The sequence below is a fragment of the Ktedonobacterales bacterium genome, from assembly GCA_036557285.1.
GTDB lineage: Bacteria > Chloroflexota > Ktedonobacteria > Ktedonobacterales > DATBGS01 > DATBHW01.
In genome coordinates, this window is the sequence record DATBHW010000069.1 from 1 (window position 1) to 18298 (window position 18298).

Here is an 18298-nt window from a genome sequence, read left to right on the forward strand (position 1 = left end):
CAACCAGAGGATCTGCCACTGACTGCGTGCAACGGGGTCGGAGGCCTTCCGGTAGCGCTGTTCTAAATCAGCCATCGGTAGGTGTTCAGCAAGCGTAAGACGTTTCGACATACCTCTAGTATATACCAAGATTTGGTATAAGGGGGATTGAACATGACAACAGCGTTTGTGTCCCTGTTCCGGGGTATCAATGTTGGGGGGAACCATCAAGTAAAAATGGATGAACTCAGAGCTTTGCACGAATCGCTGGGCTTACGGGATGTCCTGTCCTATATCCAGAGTGGCAATGTGGTCTTTCACTGTGATGACGCCAACGTGGCCCAACTGCGAAGCCAGATTGAGCGCAGCTTTGAGACAACATTTGGCTTTCACTCGGAAGTCCTGATTCGTACTTCAGATGAGCTACAAGAGATTATCACCTATAACCCGTTTCAGGGCCAACCAGGCAAAGAGTTAAAGCTGGTCCTCGTGATGTTTCTGGCGGTGCGCCCTGACGATGCAGCCCAGGAAGACCTATTAAAGTCGTATGGTGGCCCTGAAGAACTCCGCATCATCGGCAAAGAAGTGCATATCTATTATCCGAACGGAATGGGACGCTCAAAACTTTCTGGGACTTTTATCGAGAAAAAGCTGAAAACCGCTGGAACAGCAAGAAATTGGAATACCGTTCTCCAATTGCAGCAACTCATGCAGCGCCACGTTCAGCCGTCAGATAGCGGTATCTGGAAGACGCCGGGCTAAGCCTGTTTTCTTCGGGCTGCGATAGAGTCACCTGGACGAAAGCATAGGCCATTTTAGTCTTCTGGCTAGCTGCTATTCATAGCTGTCGTGGTAGAATACGCATATCCATACCAACTTCAGGTAAGTATCTTATCTATAGGAAGGTGCGGAAATATCTTCTATCCACACAGGAGAAACGATGAGCATGCCAGGTAACTATAATCAGATAGTCATTGAAAAGTTTCGCGCCAACGGCGGCGATGTCGGTGGCCCAAACCCATTGCTTCTGCTGACCACCATTGGGGCCAAAAGCGGCCAGCCACGCACGACGCCCGTTGCTTATTCGACGGATGGCACCCGCCTCGTCATCGTTGCCTCCAAAGGCGGCGGACCCACCAACCCCGACTGGTATCATAATTTGCTTGCCAATCCCATCGTGACGGTGGAACTAGGCGACGAGCGGTTTCAGGCTCGCGCTACCGTTGCAAAGGGGCAAGAGCGCGAGCGATTGTATGCCCAACATGCCGCGCTGATGCCAGGATTTGCCGAGTATCAGCGAAAGACCACGAGGCAGATTCCCGTTGTGCTGTTGGATCGCATAGACTAAGGTCTTCTTTCCCGGCAAAAGAAAGCAAGCGCGTGCCCTTCCTGGGCTGCGCTTGCTTTCTCGCTAAGATGCGAACTCAGTCGCCAGCAGCGGGTGCGCCTTCCTGGCTTTCTTCCCCTGCGCCTGCGACGATTTGCCCGAACTTGCTCACCTGAGCAGGATTAACGTTTCTCACCACAACGACCAGCAGCAGGCCCAACAGGAGCCAGGCGCCAAAGATATAGGGAGCGTAGCTCAGAGGCGCCGCCAGTGGAGGCGCTGGCGGGAGGGGAGCAAAGGAGCTAATGAGCGTGGCCCCGACGATCAGCACCGCGATCAGTGGAAGCAGCACCTGCCAGATAATATGCAGACCGCCGCCCTTTTCGCGTTGGAAGAAACCGAGGCCCGAAATCGCCGCCAGAAGATAGGCCCCCAGGATGCCTAAAGTTGCGGTTCCGGCCAGGAAGAAGGCGAATGGCAGCGGTTTTGGAAGGGGTAGACCTCCCAGGCTATCCATCTGCTGCCCTGGCAGCGCGCCCAGGATGATGGTAATCACCAGCGCGAAGATAATGCCAACCCAGGGACTCTTGAAGCGCGAGTGGCTTCGGCCAAAGACAGCAGGCAGCCCCCGGTCTCGCCCCATCGCAAACAGCACGCGGGACGCCAGGTTGAGGCCAGCGAGCGAGGCGATAAACGCATCAATCGCCACTAGCACATCAATGATCTTTGCCAGGGTTGGGTTAACATACTGCGCGGCAAGCGTATCCAGCGGTGCGGCATCAACAGCCCACTTGAGAGCGCCTTTGTCATCAGCCCCATAGCCAACGGCGAAGGCATAGGTGGTCAGGACGAAAAACACCACCGCTACCAGGATAGACACCAGGATAGCGCGCGGAATGGCGCGCCGGGGATCGACGGATTCTTCCCCCAACGTAGCGGCGGCTTCAAAACCACCAAAGGCTGTGAAACCAAAGATGACGGCTACAAAGAGGCTGGAAAGACCCCCTGAAACCGCGTTGGGGGAGAATGGGTGGATGGTGAGGCCGCCAGCGCCTCCCTGGAACAGGATAGCGAAGACCACGATCAGAACTGCCACTACCCCAACGGCTGTGACGACCAACTGTGTGCGGGTAGAGAAACGTATGTCGAAAAACGCAAACAGGAAGAGCAAAACGATCCCGATCAGGAAGATCCAGAACCAATCTCCCGTGAAGTCGTTATTGAATTGCTCAGACATAAACACCGAGGTATAGAAGCTGGCAATAGCCAGCGTGAAGGAGACCCCGAAGGTAAACGCCCCGGCATAGAGCCAGCCACCCATAAAACCGGCTTCGGGGCCTAATCCCTTGGAAACGTAGGTATAAATGCTCCCGGCGCTTGCCATGCTCCGGGTGAAGCGGATAAAGACATAGGCCAGGCAGAGGCTGCCCAGGCCAGCTATGAGGTAGGCTAACGGCGCCGCTGGCCCGGCAAATGCGGCGATGGGGCCAGTGGTAATTGCCAGAGCCATGATAAGAGCGAGCAACCCCACCGACTGCCCCACCGCATCCCAGACCCGAAGCCTGCCCTTGCCAAGCTGGCTACTTTCTTCGGCAGCGACGGCCACTGCTGGTTGGCTGGCTTGTGGTGATACATCGGACATGGTGAATAGCTTCCTTTCGCACTCCTAGATGAACACTACGAGAATGGGGGTTACGATGCGAATTTCGCCCAGATCGCTGATGGAATGCCCGTTGCGTCACGGATATTGATGGCTCCGATGACGAGTTCTACCTGATCGGGCAACTCTTGAAGTCGGGCGAGATTCTCCAGAAGAAGGCAGCCGCCGCCCAGCCAGAGCTGGTGCAGCGGGAAATCATCCGCGCCGGTAGGCTCCCCTTCTCCCACCGGATCGGCGGAAGGGCCATCGAACCCAATCGCCAGAATACGGCGTTCAATGAGCGCGTGAGCCGCTTCCCGTTCAAGATAGGGGTTATCCCGATAATAGGCCGGGCTGCCCCAGCTAGCCGAGTGCCCTGTCGCAATTAGCACCACCCCGCCTGGGCGCGCGCGGGGCAGGTGTGGGGTAATCTCAGCCAGAGTGATGGCCCCTTTATGCCCAGGAAAATGAAAGACCTGGGCGTCATCCACCCAGAGGTCGCTTGGTGTGTAGTCCTGGCGCTTCTTGCCGCCCAGGGCGATATGCGCGCCAAAGTCCGTGTGGGTTCCCAGGTGTGTCGTCATGCGAAAGCGTTCCATGCCATAGCCATGCGCCTCCACTCGCGCCAGCAGTTCGATCTCTGGCGCTTCCATGCCAGGGAAGCGCGGCATATCGTTGGTGTATTGCTGCGACAGGTCAACTCGCTTGATCGCCATGCTGCTCTCTCCTCCTTTCTTTATGATGTAGCTGCCAGTTCGACTGGGGCGCTCTTCAGCAACTGCGCAAGAACGTCTAATGCTTGCTCCAGTTCGCCTTCCTGGGTAAAGCCGTGTGGCGCGAGGCGCATGGCCTCGCCACGAGCCGAGGCGATAACGTTCTGTTTGCGGAGTTCTCCTTCTAGCCATGCGGCCCGCCTGGGGGAACCGGCGTCAATAGCCGTAATGGCCCCTTTCGGGGTTCCCGCTTGCGGACCCAGGATGTTCAAGCCGCGCTCTGGCGCTGCGCGATGGGTCAGGGTTGAAAGGCGGTCTATCTGCGCCTTGATTTCCGCAACGCCGGTCTTGTGGATAAGCTCCATGCCTGCCCGCGCGACGAAGGCGTTGATGAGCGGAGGCGTCCCCAGATCAAAGCGGCTGGCGCCAGAGGCATATTCCAGACCAGCGGGATTAAAGTCGAATGGGTTCGCCCGCCCAAACCAGCCAGTTGCAGCCGGTTCAAGCTGTTGACGGACCTGGGGGCGCACGTAGAGAAAGGCGATTCCCGCTGTTCCTAGCAAATATTTCAATGTGCCTGCTGCGAGGAAGTCCACCTCGCTTGCCTGCACGTCAATTGGCACGCTGCCCACTCCCTGGTAGGCGTCAAGCAAGACCAGCGTGCCCCGCGCATGCGCGGCGGCGACCACTGCCTGCGCGTCCATCAAAGCGCCGTTCGTATAGCCTACCAGGGGAACGGAAACCAGGGCTGTTGTTTCGTCAATGGCGGCCACAACCTGCTGGGCGCTGACGACCACTGATGGATGTGTGTGGCGGATGGGCAGGCCAGCTCTTGCTTCCGCCAGCCGATCAGCTTCGATGACCTCGGCTTCGACGCCGGTGAGCATATCGAGCTTCCAGCCAGGCATGGCCCGTACCGCTGCATGCCACGCCTGGCCCACACCAGGAAATTCCACGACGCTGCTCAGCACGCGCCTCCGGGATGCCTGCGGCTGCATGAGTGCGCTGGCAAGCGAAGCAACGAGTTGTGACACCGAAGCGCCGATGGCGATGTCCTCTGGCTGCGCGCCGATGAGGGCGGCGAAAACTGCGCGAGCGCGTTCAACCTCCTCGATCCAGCCTCCCCAGTGCATACCGAGCGTGGCCCACCCCTCCATGAATGTCTGGACCGCCGCTCGCACCGGCTGCGACTGAGGGGCTTGAGAGCAGTTGGCGAGATAGATGGTCCTTTCAGCCAGTGGGCAGGATGCCCGCAAGTGTTGGAGCGCCGGGGTCAAAACCGTAGAGCTTGTGCTGGACATACGGAGCCTTCCTTCTCTTTCCTGAGTGAGAGTTTATACGCGCGGCGCTGGCGAAATGATCGCCAACCTCGCTATCAGGTCATGCGCTGGCCTGGTCGGCGTTCCAGGCGTGTCGTTAGTTCGACGGTATCTTCCGCCTCCGGGGCGAGAAAACTGAGTACAGCCCCTAATGCCAGGCTCCCTAATACCACCAATGCGACATAGTAGATCCATTGGCTATTATCGAGAAGAAAAGGAATGGGGGAGCCAGCGTAAAAGATGGTGAAGATTGAAATACCGGCTGAAACCATGCCTAAAATGGCAGCCAGATAGAGAATCAGCGGTGGGGCAATCCAGCGGTTGGCTAGCTCGCGGCGATAGCGTGCAAACAGCACGATACCTGTAATAAAGAGGGCCACCATCGAGAGTTCCCAGACGACGCCCAGCCCGTTGATGGTGACAAGAAACACGAGGAGAGATTCTAGCGGGTTGGTGGGGGCCAGGGTGGGGGCCAGGAAGAACAGGATGGCGATGAAGATGATGTTAAAGCCAACCTGGAAGGTCATTGCGGTGAAGGGTACGCCCCGCGCATTCAGGCGGTGCAGCGACCTGGGAAGCCGCCAATCAACACTCGTTACCATCAGTAACCGGGCAAACATCAGGTTAAACGCGGCTGTGGCGCAGATAAAGTAGATGACCAGGGTTACATTGGTGAATGCGCCAAAGGCGGTTCCGGCAGTGGAGCCAAACGCCTGGGTGAAGACGGTGCTAATCAGCCCGGATTGTTCCGCTTCATCGGGCGGCAAGACCACCAGAATACCGAATGTAGCAATGAGATAGCCCACGATGGTGATGATGGTAGCCCAGGAGAGATAGCGGCGGCCCTCCCGCCGATTGGCAAGTTCTCCGCCCATATTGAGCGGCACTTCCATGCCTAGCAGCGAAAGAATGACGATGGCAAAGAGGGGCAGGTTTGCTTTGCTGATCTGCCACCCTTGCGACGTGAAATCTCCTTGAGGAAGATGGCCGCTGAGGAGCCAGAGACCCCCGGCCAGCCCTAGCAAGACGATAATAGCCGCATAGCCCAGGAAGACCGTGTTGAGTATCATCTGGATGCTGCGCTGACCAAGGGAACACATGGCTAATGCCAGCAAGAGGACGCCGATTTCGGTCAAACCTTGCTGCCAGGGCTGTTGGAGCCAGGTAGGATTCATCGCCTGGAGATAGGTGACGGCAGCTCCGACCTCAATGGTCAATCCAAAGGCGCCCGGCCACCAATGGCAGAAAAAGCCCACAAACATATCCCAGAAACTGCCCAGCGCCTTATGTGTCCAAAGATATACCGCTCCCTCAGCCGGAAAGAGGCGATACAGTTGGGCGCAGATCAGGGCCGAGGGGATTAAGAATGCCACAAAACCCAGGCCCAGGTAGAGAAAAGCCGCGCCGCCGCCGCTGGCAATTGTCGAGACATTGGCGACGAGGAATACAGCAATCAGACAGAGGACCGTCAGGTCTTGCGCCCGCAGCACTCGCGGTAAAGCGAATCCCTGGGGTAATCGTTCTGAAGGCAGGACAGGGGCCACTGCCCCCATCAGCCCATCATCTTCCGGTTGTTCGGCTCGAAACTCAGGCGACATCGGCATTCTGGATGCCATTGGAGACCGCGTAATCATTGCGGGCCTCGCTTTCAGTAATTTCAGTTATACACGCCTTAATTATTGCAGGGTTTCGGCGGCGCGTTCCAACCGACCTGCGCCATGTTGAAGCTGCTGGCTCGCCTGATCAAACTGCTGGCTGATCTCAGCCGCACCTTCCATGACGTTGCCCAGCCGCTTCTGGGCGGGGTCGCTCTCAAGACCGCTGGAAATGCCAGAAGCCAGTTGATGAGCGGTTTGCAGTTCTTGATAGATTTCGCGCGCCAATATCTGCATGGGCGTTTGCATGGACTCTGGTAACTCGTTGATGGCATGAGCAATCTGGGCCAGGCGAGTCGCTGCCGCAGCGGAAGAGTTTACAATGAGGGTGGCGTCTCGGCCAATGGCCCGCCGCCGCATATCCAAACCTTTAGCAGCGCCCTCCAAAATATCAGTGCCAAGCCGTTGATCTTTTGCAATTTGCTTCGCCTGTTCAGCGAGCAATCGCACGTCATCGGTGCTTGCCAGGATTTCACGAGTGGCCCGCCGAATGGGGCGCACAATCGGCAGGGCGACCCAGGTTGCCGCCAGGGTGGTCACGACGATGATGCTCAAGAAGATGAGCGGAACATTGCGCCCGGCCAGCAGCCCCGTTGTGGCTGCCGCCAGGTCCGCTGGGGGCGCGACGACCAGAAAGATCCATCCCAGGTCTTTGACGAAGACGCCCGCCGCTGTTTCCTGTGCGCCAGTCGTAGGATCATCGTAGATTGGCGCGTCGCTGCTCTGGCCTGTTTGCAGAGTAGTAAGCACATTTTTGAGTGGAGCGATGGAAACTGGCTTCCCTTGCTGCTGCGCCAGTTTCTCATTGCCTGCTACCCCCAGGATCGTCCCCTGGGTATCGAACAGGGCGGCATAGCTGGTAGGGCTGGAAGAAGGCGCTGAGAGATACGCGCTGACAATAGCTGGAAGAGAAAATACAGCCAGAACCACACCGCTCTGGGCAGGCGCTGCTGGCGAAACAAAAGCTAAGGTGGCAACCCAGACCTTATCGGTAATGGCATCGTCCTGTCCACTCGCTACAGCCAGCGAGGTCTCACCATCCTTGGGGGCAGGCGCTTTGCGCTGCGCCTGGACAAAACTCTCCAGGGCATCGGGATGCTGGAGGATCGTCGCCTTCCCCAGTCCCTGCCCCTCAATGGAATCAGGCGCTGCGGCGATAATCCGATCATTTCCACTCAGGACCATCCAGGCGACGGCATCTCCTGTGGAGAGGCTGGCGTCGCTCAGGAGAGCTTCAGCTTGCCGGAGGGTGTTCGACGTTGGAGACCCCTGACCGGCTTGTGTTATGCTGCTCTGCTTTGCCAGGCGCGCGAGATGGCCCTGGCGGCGGGCTAGCTCCTGCGTCAGTGCGTGGCTGTTGGTCTGGGCAGCGGCAACCAACGCCTGCTGGCCTGCCTGCCCCAGCGATGTTTGATTGGCTTGCTGGTAGAGCAAGACCAGGAGAAAGGCTGGCGCCAGCGAGAGCAATGTCAGCGCCAGCAAAAAGCGGAGCTTCAGGCTGAGGCCGGTTGCGCGCCCGAATCGGCCTAACGATATTGCTGGCCGCGCAATTTCATATTTCGGGGTCGGCCCGGACGGCGCTCCCCCTGGTAATGGACGAGATACATTGGCTGCCGGGCCAGAAGGGGGCATGAACGCTGGCGGCATCTGATTGTTAAAGGGCGGCTGTGTCATCCAATTGTCTGCAAACTGATCGGCGCCCCGCTCCATAGGACCGGACATGGGCCGTCCTGGCATGGGAGGATTCTGCTCCTGGGCAGGAATCCCTGAAACCCGCCTGGGTCTGGCATCCCCGCTGCGCGGGGGCTGATCGGTAGACCAGGGTCTCATCGAGAAATACCTCCTGTTATCACCAGTTTAGTCTCACCAGTTTAGTACGCGAACGCTTGCTGGAGCAGGGGCGCCAGCTATGCTTTCAGGAAATCAAGTTTTGATCTCGGAAGAAAGTAAGAATTTCAGAGAGTGCTGTGGGAGAAGTCCCTAACAAGCGAGAAAGTTCACCAACCGAGCGCCGCCCATTGATGAGCGACAGAATCCGACGTTGGTCGCGTGTGAGCCGCTGCGCATTCTGTGCCATGAGATCTCCCCACCTGGTACGAACGGGCCGCCAGGAAATGGGCGGGGAGTTCGGGGCGGCTGGAAACCAGCCTTCCTCTCTTGATTGCGGAGCAATAAACCTTTCTGGTGGCGCAGTCGTCCCGGCATAACCCCCGGGCCGCGTAGCGAAAGGGCTGGCCTCTCCTTCTGGGGGAGGGAAACCCGGTGCTGTTGGCAGTGGAAGCAGTTCATAGAAAAGCCCTCCCATCTGGCCTAGAAAATTGAGCGCCTGATCCCCTATAAACCTGCGCTCCCCACTCGCCTTAAAGACCGCGCAGTATTCCATCTGCCCTGCTTGCATATACAAATCTGCATACCAGGGGGCAGCAGCATGGGTTGAATAAGAGTTTCCCTGGGACCAGCCAGGCGAACCAGGCGATGATCCAGGCGAAGGCGGCTCAGCCAATGGATAGATCCGCACTAACGCTGTCTGCCCTCCTAGTTCGAGAAGGCTGAGAAGTCTACGGATGCTCTTTGTTTCCAAGAGCGGACTCCTTAATTGGCTTCAGGGGTCAGACTCCTAAACAATTGACTCATCGGCCAGGATCGGGGAGTTTACTGGATGATTTGCGCAGCCTTCTGCTTGGCAACATTAGTATCCTAACACACCATGCAAGAGGGTAAATACTAACGGGGGAAAAAAGTAACCCCTCGGTACCAAAGCCGTCGGCATTCTTCAGAGGGACTGGAAGGCACGCTAGCTCATCTAGTGTGTTATCATGCCCATAGCATACCCAGTAATAACAATAGTTTCAATGAGCCTGTTGATCAGGTGAGCCTCTATCCTTGAGAGGAGAATCCCCATGCGTCCCTGGTCTTTCGCAGTTCGCGGTCAGTATGAGGAGGTCACATTCGAGAGCGAAGCCCTGAAAGGCAACCCGTTAGGCGATCCGCACCAGCGCCCGCTCTGGATTTATTTGCCGCCCGGCTATCACCAGGAATCCAGCCGCCGTTATCCCAGCGTCTATATGATTCAGGGCCTCACCGGCCAGCTTGATATGTGGCGCAACCGCGCGCCATTTCGCAAGAACTTTCCAGAACTTGCCGACGATCTGTTTGCCAACGGAGAAGCGCCGCCCTGCATTGTCGTCTGGGTTGATTGCTGGACTTCGCTTGGCGGCAGCCAGTTCGTGGATTCGCCCGGCACTGGTCGTTATCATACCTACCTGTGTGAAGAGATTGTTCCCTGGGTTGATCGCCACTATCGCACGCTGCCTGAACGCGCGCATCGTGGCATCGCTGGCAAGTCTAGCGGTGGCTACGGCGCGATGATCACGCCGATGCTGCGTCCCGACCTGTGGGGCGGGCTGGCGACCCACGCGGGTGATGCGCTCTTCGAGATGTGCTACCTTCCAGAGTTTCCCCGATCCGTTCGGGCGCTGCGCGATCAGTATAGCGGGTCTTTTGACAAGTTTTGGGAAGATTTTCGCAGCCGCCCCGCGTTTTCTAAAGAACCCGATGGTCATTTGCTGAACGATTGGTGTATGGCCGCCTGCTATTCGGCAGATGAAGATGGCACGATCCATCTCCCCTACGATACCACCACTGGCAAGCTGATCCCTGAAGTGTGGGAGCGGTGGCTGGCCTGGGATCCGGTACGCATGGCGCCGAACCACGCGGAAGCCCTGCGCAGCATGCGGGCGATCTATATTGACGCGGGCAAGCGTGACGAGTTCTTCCTTGATCTGGGGGCCGAGGCATTTCGTCAGGCATTGGAAGAGGTTGGTGTCAAGGATGTCTTCTTTGAGCTATTCGACGCCACCCATATGAGCATCGAATATCGTTATCCGTTGAGCTTGAAGTATCTGGCTGAGCGTCTTTCACCCTGAGCAACCGCAGAGAGATGGGAAGAGAGGAACAAGCAATGCGGCTGGGAATCAATTTAGGCTATTGGGGCGCTGGTCCCAACAACGGTGTGGCGCTGGCGCAAGAAGCGGAGCGCCTGGGGTTCGATTCGGCCTGGACGGCTGAGGCGTATGGCTCTGATGCGATTACGCCTCTAACCTGGGTGGGGGCGCTGACCTCGAAGCTCAAGCTTGGCACCGGCATCCTCCAGATGCCCGCGCGCACGCCAGCCATGACGGCTATGACCGCCGCCACCCTTGATTTGCTGAGCGGCGGGCGCGTGCTGCTTGGCCTTGGCCTGTCTGGTCCGCAGGTCGTGGAAGGCTGGCATGGTCAGCCCTATGGCAAGCCGCTCGCGCGAACCCGCGAATATATCGAGATTCTGCGCCGCATCTGGGCGCGCGAGGCTCCCCTGGAATATAAGGGAGAGGAATACCGTATTCCTATTGATGGCGGCACTGGCCTGGGCAAACCCCTCAAACTGATCGTTCATCCGCTGCGCGCGCGTATCCCCATCTATCTCGCTGCCATTGGGCCGAAGAACATTGAACTGGCGGGTGAAATCGCTGATGGCTGGCTACCGATCTTCTTTGCGCCTCAGCGAGAGCAAGCCTATCTCGCGTCGCTTTCTGCCGGGCTGGCGAAGCGGCAGGCCAGCGAGGCGTTTGACATCGCGCCTACAGTTTCTGTGGTCCTGGGAGATGATGTGCAGGAATGCCGCAATCAAATCAAGCCGATGCTGGCGCTCTATATCGGCGGCATGGGCGCGCGGGGCAAGAACTTCTACAACGATCTCGCCTGCCGCTATGGCTATGAAGCCGCCGCGCATGAGATTCAAGACCTCTACCTGGAGGGGCGCAAGCTTGAAGCTATGGCCGCCGTTCCTGATGCGCTGGTGGATGAGGTGGCGCTTTGCGGGCCGAAGGAGCGCATTGCCGAACTGGTGGAACCCTGGAAAACATCGCGCGCCACGACCATGATTTGCGGAACCAGCCAGCCTGAAGCACTGCGCCTGATGGCGGAACTCCTGCTCTAAGCGATTTTCTAATCTTGCTCACATCTTTTTCTGTTGCAATTAGGGTAGTGAAGTTTCTATGATACGATACATCCAGGCCATCAGGCGCAGCAGACCGCGTGGCAGGGCAGCAGAAAAGAGTGGCAATCATGCACATTTTAGTCGTAGAAGATGAGCGGCGGTTGGCGGCCCTCCTCCGCCGCATGCTTTCCGAAGAACGCCACGCCGTTGATCTGGCCCATGACGGGCGCACTGGCCTCAATCTTGCTTTGAGCGACACCTACGATGTGGTCATTCTTGATCTGATGCTGCCAGACCTTGATGGATTGGAAATCTGCCGTCAGATGCGTAATCATGCGGTGGAGTCAGCGGTCTTGATGCTGACGGCGCGCGGCGCGGTTGAAGATCGAGTTAATGGCCTGAATGTTGGGGCCGATGACTATCTGGTCAAACCCTTTGCGATGGCCGAACTGCTGGCCCGCGTCAACGCGCTGCTGCGACGGCGTGGCCGCGCGCTCAATAGCGGCTCGCAACTGCGCGTCGGTGATCTGACCCTGGACTTGATGCGCCATGAGGCGCGCCGCGCCGGACGAATGATCGAACTGACGGCGAAAGAGTTCGCGCTCTTAGAATATCTCATGCGGCACCCAGGGCAGGTGCTTTCGCGGACGCAGATCATCGATCATGTCTGGCGCTATGACCTGGAGTCGCTCTCCAACGTTGTCGATCTCTACATTCACTATCTGCGCGATAAGGTTGATCAGGGCTTCGCGCGCCCACTGATTAAAACCGTTCGCGGTGTCGGATATAAGATTGAGGGCGCGGAAAAGGCTATCGAGGCGACACGATGAGGCGCGGCAGCGATGTTCTTCGGTCACTCTTGTCCAGAGATCGCCGTCTGGCTCAAGAGCCGGGCGGGATGATATTTGCTCGCCTCAGACGGCATCTCACGCTCTGGTACAGCGGTGTGCTGGCCGGGATGCTCTTGCTCTTTGGTATCGTCCTCTACCTCAGTGTGCATCAACTTCTCTTTGGCCCTGTGCAGGCTGATCTCAAGAATACGGCTGATTCGATTACATCTCACTGGCAGAGGCATCCCGGCCAGCCCTACCCGCCGGACAGCGAATTGGTGTCTACCTCTTCTGGCGTACTCTTTTCCGCTGTCTTCAGAGGCCAGGTATTCCCGGTAGATTGCTTCGATCCGAATGGCGTCTATCTGCCTCTGACCTATCCATCAGGCAATCCCGTCAACGGCCCTAAAGGCTCATCCAACCCCTTCGTGAAAGATTCTCTGGTGAGCCAGGCCATACAGAATGGCTCGGCAACTGAAACCATCAACTACGGGGGCGATATAGGGGACGTTTATGTCTATGCCCAGGTGGTCCCGGACCCAGGAGGGGACGGTATCCTGGGTGTGGTTCAGGTGGCTGAGTTGGTGAACACGCAGGAAGCGGTGCTGAATCAGACGCTCATCCTGCTGCTCATCCTGGGCGCAGCAACGCTGTTTGCCGCAGCAGTAGGTGGCCTGCTGCTGGCTGATCGCGCGCTTGCTCCTACGCGGCTGGCGTTTGCGCGCCAGCAAGCCTTTATTGCTGATGCTTCGCATGAACTGCGCACCCCTCTGACGTTGATGCGCGCCGATGCCGAGGTGTTGCTTTCCGGGCGTGGCCGCCTGGACCCGGACGACGTGGCGCTGCTCGAAGATATTGTCATTGAGTCGGGGCATATGACGACACTGGCAAATAGTATGCTGACGCTGGCCCGCCTGGATGCGGGGGAGTTTCACCTGGAGCGCGAGGTGGTTGATCTGGCGAGCGTCGCCACAAGAGTGGCGCATCGGGTACACGCATTTGCGCGGGAGAAGCAGGTTACAGTGCAGGTGGAGCAGACACGGGCGCGCGAGCCGCAGGCGAATCAGGCGCTGGTGATTGGGGATAAAAGTCTGCTGGAGCAAGCGACGATGATCCTCGTTGATAACGCGATTAAGTATAACCGCTCGGGCGGGAGCGTGACCTTGCACGCCTTTACCAGCCAGGGGCAAGCTTGTCTGGAGGTCAGCGATACGGGCATCGGGATTGCTGCTGAGCATCTGGCGCATCTTGGGGAACGCTTTTATCGCGTTGATAAGGCACGCTCGCGCGAAGCAGGGGGCGCGGGCCTGGGCCTCTCTATTGCGCGGGGCATTGCTGCCTCTCATGGTGGCGCACTCACGCTCTCCAGCACTGCTGGACAGGGCGCTGTTGCCAGAATCACGCTTCCTGCTGCTGAGACGGTCAGGCGCTAGCTTGTGCAGAGATGTGAAGTTTCACATCTGTCTCAAAGAGTTTTCACATGCTCCCCAGGTATCGTTATGAACGAGAGATGAGGTTCATCTCCCAGCTTTTCGTTTCTTTATCTGAGGAGGAGAATACCTTGGAGTCTCAAGAGAGGCACAATAGCATAGCACAGCCTGCCAACAACGCGCCCGGCGCAGCCGATACCCTTCCAATCGCCCCGCTGCAACCTGTTTACCCCCCGCCAGCGGGCGCTTCCCAGCCAGGCGCTTTTTCTCAGGTCGGCATGGGCGTGGGAAATCGCCCGCCATCACGCCGCCGTTATTGGAAGTGGTACGCGCTGGGTGTTCTGCTGCTGGCGCTGATGATCGGGAGCTTTGGCGTTGGACACGCGCTGACCTCGCGTCCGTCCGACTCATCCGGCGCGAACAGCAGTTCTTCTTCTACCGTGACCCTGCCAGCAGGCGTGACCGATTTGCAGCAGACGATCATCGAAGTTTCCGAGAAGGCGCAGGCTTCGGTGGTCGAGGTGACGAGCCTCGGGCGATCCAGCGAGGCTATCGGCTCAGGAGTCATCCTGACCAGCGACGGCTATATCGCTACGAATGACCATGTGGTGCGCGGATACGACACCTTCTCGGTCGCGCTCTCTGATGGTACGAAACTGGATGCGCGGCTTATCGGGCAGGACGCGCAAGACGACCTGGCTGTTCTGAAGATTGCCGCGACGGATTTGCCGCCGATTCCCTTTGCCGATTCTTCGCAGGTGCAGGTCGGCCAGTTTGCGCTCGCCATTGGCAGCCCGCTGGGCCTGGAAAACTCGACCACCTTCGGCATCGTCAGCGCGGTCAATCGAACAGAAAGCGAAGCGCCAGATGGTCCGGCATCTGCGCTGCCCGGCCTCATCCAGACGAGCGCCGCCATCAATCCAGGGAACAGCGGTGGGGCGCTGGTCAATCTGCAAGGGCAATTGATCGGGATGCCGACGCTGGGGGCTTCGGCTGACCAGGGCGATTCAGCAGCCAATGACATCGGGTTTGCCATCCCCTCCAACCGCATCAAATTTGTCACCGACCAGCTTACCAAATCGGGCGAGTTGACCAGCACCGGCCAGGGTTTCCTGGGGATTCAAGGGCGGGATGTGACCCCGCAGTTCGCGGCAGCCGAGGGGCTGTCGGCGCAGCAGGGCGTGTTGGTTACGGGCTTTGCCAACGATGCCTCCGGGGGCAGCCCTGCGCAGCAGGCCGGGCTACAGATGGGCGATGTGATTATCGCTGTGGATGGCAAGTATATCAGCGATAATAACGACCTGGCTTCGGCGCTGCTCAGCCAGCAGCCAGGAACGCAGGTCACGCTTACCGTCGCGCGGGCTGCTGCCCAGCAGACCATCAAAGCCACGCTGGGAGAGCGCCCGGTAAATGCGCAGGGGTAGACGATTGTTGTTAAAGGAGTCACTTGTATGCAGAGACGTTACCGCTGGTTGATCGGCGGCGGTCTGGCCCTGGTTCTCATCGTTGCGGCTTTCGTTGGGTTCGAGTGGTATGCGGTGAATTACGCCAAAACCATCACGCAATCCCAGGCCCACACAGCAGAAGGGACGGCTACCCCTTGCGGTACGCCCGTCCCTACGGCTGGGTTGCGTACCTTTCAGATCGCACCCGATCAGACAACGGTTTCTTACAGCGTCCATGAAAACCTGATTATAGAGAATAAACCGGATAATGTGGCCGTTGGCACAACCCATTCTGCGCAGGGCAGTTTCCAGATACGCACTGGCGCTGACCCCCTGGTCGCCTCGATGAACGTCACCGTTGATTTGCGCACTTTGCAGACCGATTCGCAGCGACGCGATAACTTTGTAAAGCAAAACTACCTGGAGACTGGCGCCTATCCGACGGCCACGTTTGTTTCGACCTGCGCAACAAATCTGCCCGCGAACTACACCGACGGGCAAGAGGCGCATTTTCAGATTACCGGCAACCTGACGCTGCATGGCAAGACCAATAAGGAAGTCTTTGATGTGCAGGGCAAGCTGGTGGGAGACACGACCACCGGAACGGCAACCAGCACGATCTATATGACGGACTTTGGCATCGAGCCGCCCAATCTCGCCAATCTCGCCATTGCCCAGAATAAGGTGGTCCTCACTATCGCCTATACCGCCAGAGAGGGGTGAGCCAGCCTCACGTCTTCAGGTCATCGCCGCCCAGCCCAACGATCTCCAGCAGCTTGAGCGCGTTGGTGGACGTGGCGATGCCTGGGCGCAGCTTGTAATCGAACTGCATCACCGGCCCTTCCGGCCCGCGTGTAAAACTTTCGGTGAAGTAGACGGGCTGGCTGAGGGTCTTGATTTCTGGCGCGTCTGCCAGGCTGAGGTCATGTGTGGAGACCGCGCCCGCAGCCTCCTGCTTGAGTAGATGGCGCAGGATATGGCGAACGGCGATCTGCCGCTCTCTGGTGTTGGTGCCATGCAGGATTTCATCCAGCAAGAACAGCAGCGCGGAACCGCCTGCGGCCCGCGTTTGCTCGGCGCGATCAACCACCTGCTTGAGCCGCTTGAGTTCGGCCATGAAGTACGAAACGCCCTGCTCCAGCGAGTCCTGAACGCGGATGCTGGTTGCCAGGGTGATCGGCTGTATCTGCATCTGCGCCGCGCAAACCGGCCCGCCCGCCTGCGCCAGCGCCACGTTCGTCCCAATGGCGCGCAGGAGCGTGCTTTTGCCAGACATATTCGAGCCTGTGACCAGCAGGAACGTTCCGGGCGGCCCGATGCTGACATCGCTGCCCACGCAGACGTTTGGCGCCAGCAGCGGGTGGCCCAGGCTGCGGGCTATCAGCGGCTTTGGAGCGTCCTGCCCGATACCGGGAAAGGCCCAGTCGGGATGGTCATGGGCCAGCGTGGCGAGCGCCAGCAGCGCCTCCATCTCGCCCAGCGCGGTCAGCCAGGCGCGGGCATGCTTCCCCGCGCGGCGCTGCCAGCGTTCCAGCAGCCAGAGCAGGTGAAAGTCCCAGAGGGTCAGCCACTGCACCAGGAAGAAAAACATGGCCCGGCGAATATCGGAAAGCGGCATCATACGCGCCAGGCGCAGCATCTGCTGGTCGGCGCGCAGATTGTCTGCGGAAAGGTCGGCCTGAAGCCGTTGCAGGACTGGCGCGGCGCAGGGCAGGGTGGCGCCTTGCCGAAACAAATCGGCGTAGGCGCGAAAGACGCGCTGGCGCTCTGTCGCGCCCTCGATGGCCGCGTTCGCCTGACGCAAATAGAGCGCCAGCAGGGCGAGGTTGGCGAAGAAAATGGGAACCCAGAACGGATAGCGGGTCAGCCCGCCGAGTTGCAGGCCGAGCAGGCCAAGCGCCAGGATGGGGAGCAGACGCGCCAGCCAGATGAGCCAGGGCCGCTGCGCCAGCCAGGATTCGCCTTCAGCCCATTCCAGAAATCGCTCGTAGGTTGGCTGGGTCTTGCCCATCAATCGCCCGCTCAGCGCGAAGGTGTCACGAAAGTCAATCTGTGGGGCAAGCTCCGCGACGGCGGCCTGGCGTTTCGCGGCAAGGGCTGGCGAGGCCGGATTCAGCAGCCAGTCTTGCAGGTTGGCCTGACCGATAGGGGTGTTGGGCGTGCCGAGCAGGTGTTGCAGGGAGGCATGGCCGAGCAAATCGAGATCGGCGGCATAGGGATGGTTGAGATCGGCGAGCGGCGGCTGGCGCAGCGGGAGCCTGCCCCAATCGCGCCGCAGCCGATGTAGCCCTTCGTCGTTCAGCGTCCAGAGCGTCTGATAGCGTTCTTCAAGCTGGTTTATCCTGCCAAGATTGATATAGGCGGCCACAAAGGCGAGGCCGAAGATCGCCGCCAGGAGAAAAAACGTCAGGCCGCCAAACCAGATACCCAGGCTGAGCAACAGCAGGGCAGAGAGGACCAGGGCGACATTCACGTTCGCGTTGATATTGCTCCAGTGATGATAGCGCGCCCGCTGCTGCTCGAACTGAGCGCGGCGCTGGTGATAGATTGCTTCGGGTACGTGGGACACTGCTGTATCTGCTGAACCGCTCTGAGCGGTGGAATGGTCTTCGAGCATGGTCACTCCTGAAAGCCTTCCTGAAGCCCTTCTGCCGGATGCGCTTTTCATTATAGGCTGCGCATCGCCTGCGCGGCAATGGCAGATTTCTGCAAGAGGGTTCCGCCAAACATGAGGTGTTGGCAAGCGAGACGTGTTACTTGTAGCGCCGCCTTCCAGGCGGCTCAACGCTGGCCGCCTGGAAGGGATGCGCGAGCGACCAACGGGAGCGAGAGTGGCGAGGCCCAGCCGAGGCAAGCGGCCCTTCCCGAAGGAAGGCGGCGCTACCAGTGGCAACCCCCGATAGGTGGTGGAATCCCCCAAGAGTCTACAGAGTCTACAGAGTCTATAGAGTTTACAGGGCCAGGCCATGCTATACTGAACGCC

14 protein-coding genes are annotated in these 18298 nt (G+C 58.8%); 8 read left to right on the top strand and 6 right to left on the bottom strand.

Annotated features, from left to right (window positions below):
• Positions 1-153 precede the first annotated feature (153 nt).
• Both VH599_19465 and VH599_19470 read left to right on the top strand, forming a co-directional pair.
• On the top strand, positions 154-741 hold the full coding sequence (locus tag VH599_19465) for a DUF1697 domain-containing protein (GenBank protein ID HEY7350496.1): 588 nt from the start codon (positions 154-156) through the stop codon (positions 739-741).
• Between the two features lie 178 nt (positions 742-919).
• Positions 920-1327 carry a nitroreductase family deazaflavin-dependent oxidoreductase gene (locus VH599_19470; GenBank protein ID HEY7350497.1) on the top strand — a complete coding sequence of 136 codons (408 nt, stop codon included), beginning with the start codon at positions 920-922 and terminating at the stop codon, positions 1325-1327.
• A 76-nt stretch (positions 1328-1403) separates the two neighbouring features.
• On the opposite strand, the gene VH599_19475 is transcribed toward VH599_19470, so the two are convergent.
• The 5 genes from VH599_19475 to VH599_19495 form a co-directional block, all read right to left on the bottom strand.
• A complete protein-coding gene (locus VH599_19475; GenBank protein HEY7350498.1) occupies positions 1404-2948 on the bottom strand; it encodes an APC family permease in 1545 nt (514 codons plus the stop codon).
• Positions 2949-2998: 50 nt separating this feature from the next.
• On the bottom strand, positions 2999-3661 hold the full coding sequence (locus tag VH599_19480; GenBank protein HEY7350499.1) for a cyclase family protein: 663 nt from the start codon (positions 3659-3661) through the stop codon (positions 2999-3001).
• Positions 3662-3681: 20 nt separating this feature from the next.
• Complete coding sequence (locus tag VH599_19485; GenBank protein HEY7350500.1) at positions 3682-4959, bottom strand: aminotransferase class V-fold PLP-dependent enzyme; 1278 nt, start codon at positions 4957-4959, stop codon at positions 3682-3684.
• Positions 4960-5033: 74 nt separating this feature from the next.
• Positions 5034-6593, bottom strand: a complete 1560-nt coding sequence (locus VH599_19490; GenBank protein HEY7350501.1) for an APC family permease — start codon at positions 6591-6593, stop codon at positions 5034-5036.
• A 60-nt stretch (positions 6594-6653) separates the two neighbouring features.
• Positions 6654-8462 carry a hypothetical protein gene (locus tag VH599_19495; GenBank protein ID HEY7350502.1) on the bottom strand — a complete coding sequence of 603 codons (1809 nt, stop codon included), beginning with the start codon at positions 8460-8462 and terminating at the stop codon, positions 6654-6656.
• Positions 8463-9532: 1070 nt separating this feature from the next.
• On the opposite strand from VH599_19495, the gene VH599_19500 reads away from it, so the two are divergent.
• From VH599_19500 to VH599_19525, 6 genes are all read left to right on the top strand, one after another.
• Positions 9533-10558 (top strand): alpha/beta hydrolase-fold protein, encoded by a 1026-nt coding sequence (locus VH599_19500; GenBank protein HEY7350503.1) that lies wholly within the window; start codon positions 9533-9535, stop codon positions 10556-10558.
• A gap of 35 nt (positions 10559-10593) precedes the next feature.
• Entirely contained in the window at positions 10594-11610 is a 1017-nt protein-coding gene (locus VH599_19505) for an LLM class F420-dependent oxidoreductase (protein HEY7350504.1), read from the top strand.
• A 128-nt stretch (positions 11611-11738) separates the two neighbouring features.
• The gene (locus VH599_19510; protein HEY7350505.1) at positions 11739-12440 is read left to right on the top strand and encodes a response regulator transcription factor; all 702 of its coding nucleotides are present in this window, start codon (positions 11739-11741) and stop codon (positions 12438-12440) included.
• Between the two features lie 68 nt (positions 12441-12508).
• Positions 12509-13873, top strand: coding sequence for an ATP-binding protein (locus VH599_19515; GenBank protein HEY7350506.1), 1365 nt, complete (start codon positions 12509-12511; stop codon positions 13871-13873).
• Between the two features lie 128 nt (positions 13874-14001).
• Positions 14002-15294: a trypsin-like peptidase domain-containing protein gene (locus tag VH599_19520; GenBank protein ID HEY7350507.1), complete on the top strand. Its 1293-nt coding sequence runs from the start codon at positions 14002-14004 to the stop codon at positions 15292-15294.
• A 27-nt stretch (positions 15295-15321) separates the two neighbouring features.
• A complete protein-coding gene (locus tag VH599_19525) occupies positions 15322-16038 on the top strand; it encodes a YceI family protein (GenBank protein HEY7350508.1) in 717 nt (238 codons plus the stop codon).
• A gap of 7 nt (positions 16039-16045) precedes the next feature.
• Here VH599_19525 and VH599_19530 read toward each other — a convergent pair whose 3' ends face one another.
• Entirely contained in the window at positions 16046-17932 is a 1887-nt protein-coding gene (locus VH599_19530; GenBank protein HEY7350509.1) for a hypothetical protein, read from the bottom strand.
• Between the last annotated feature and the right edge of the window lie 366 nt (positions 17933-18298).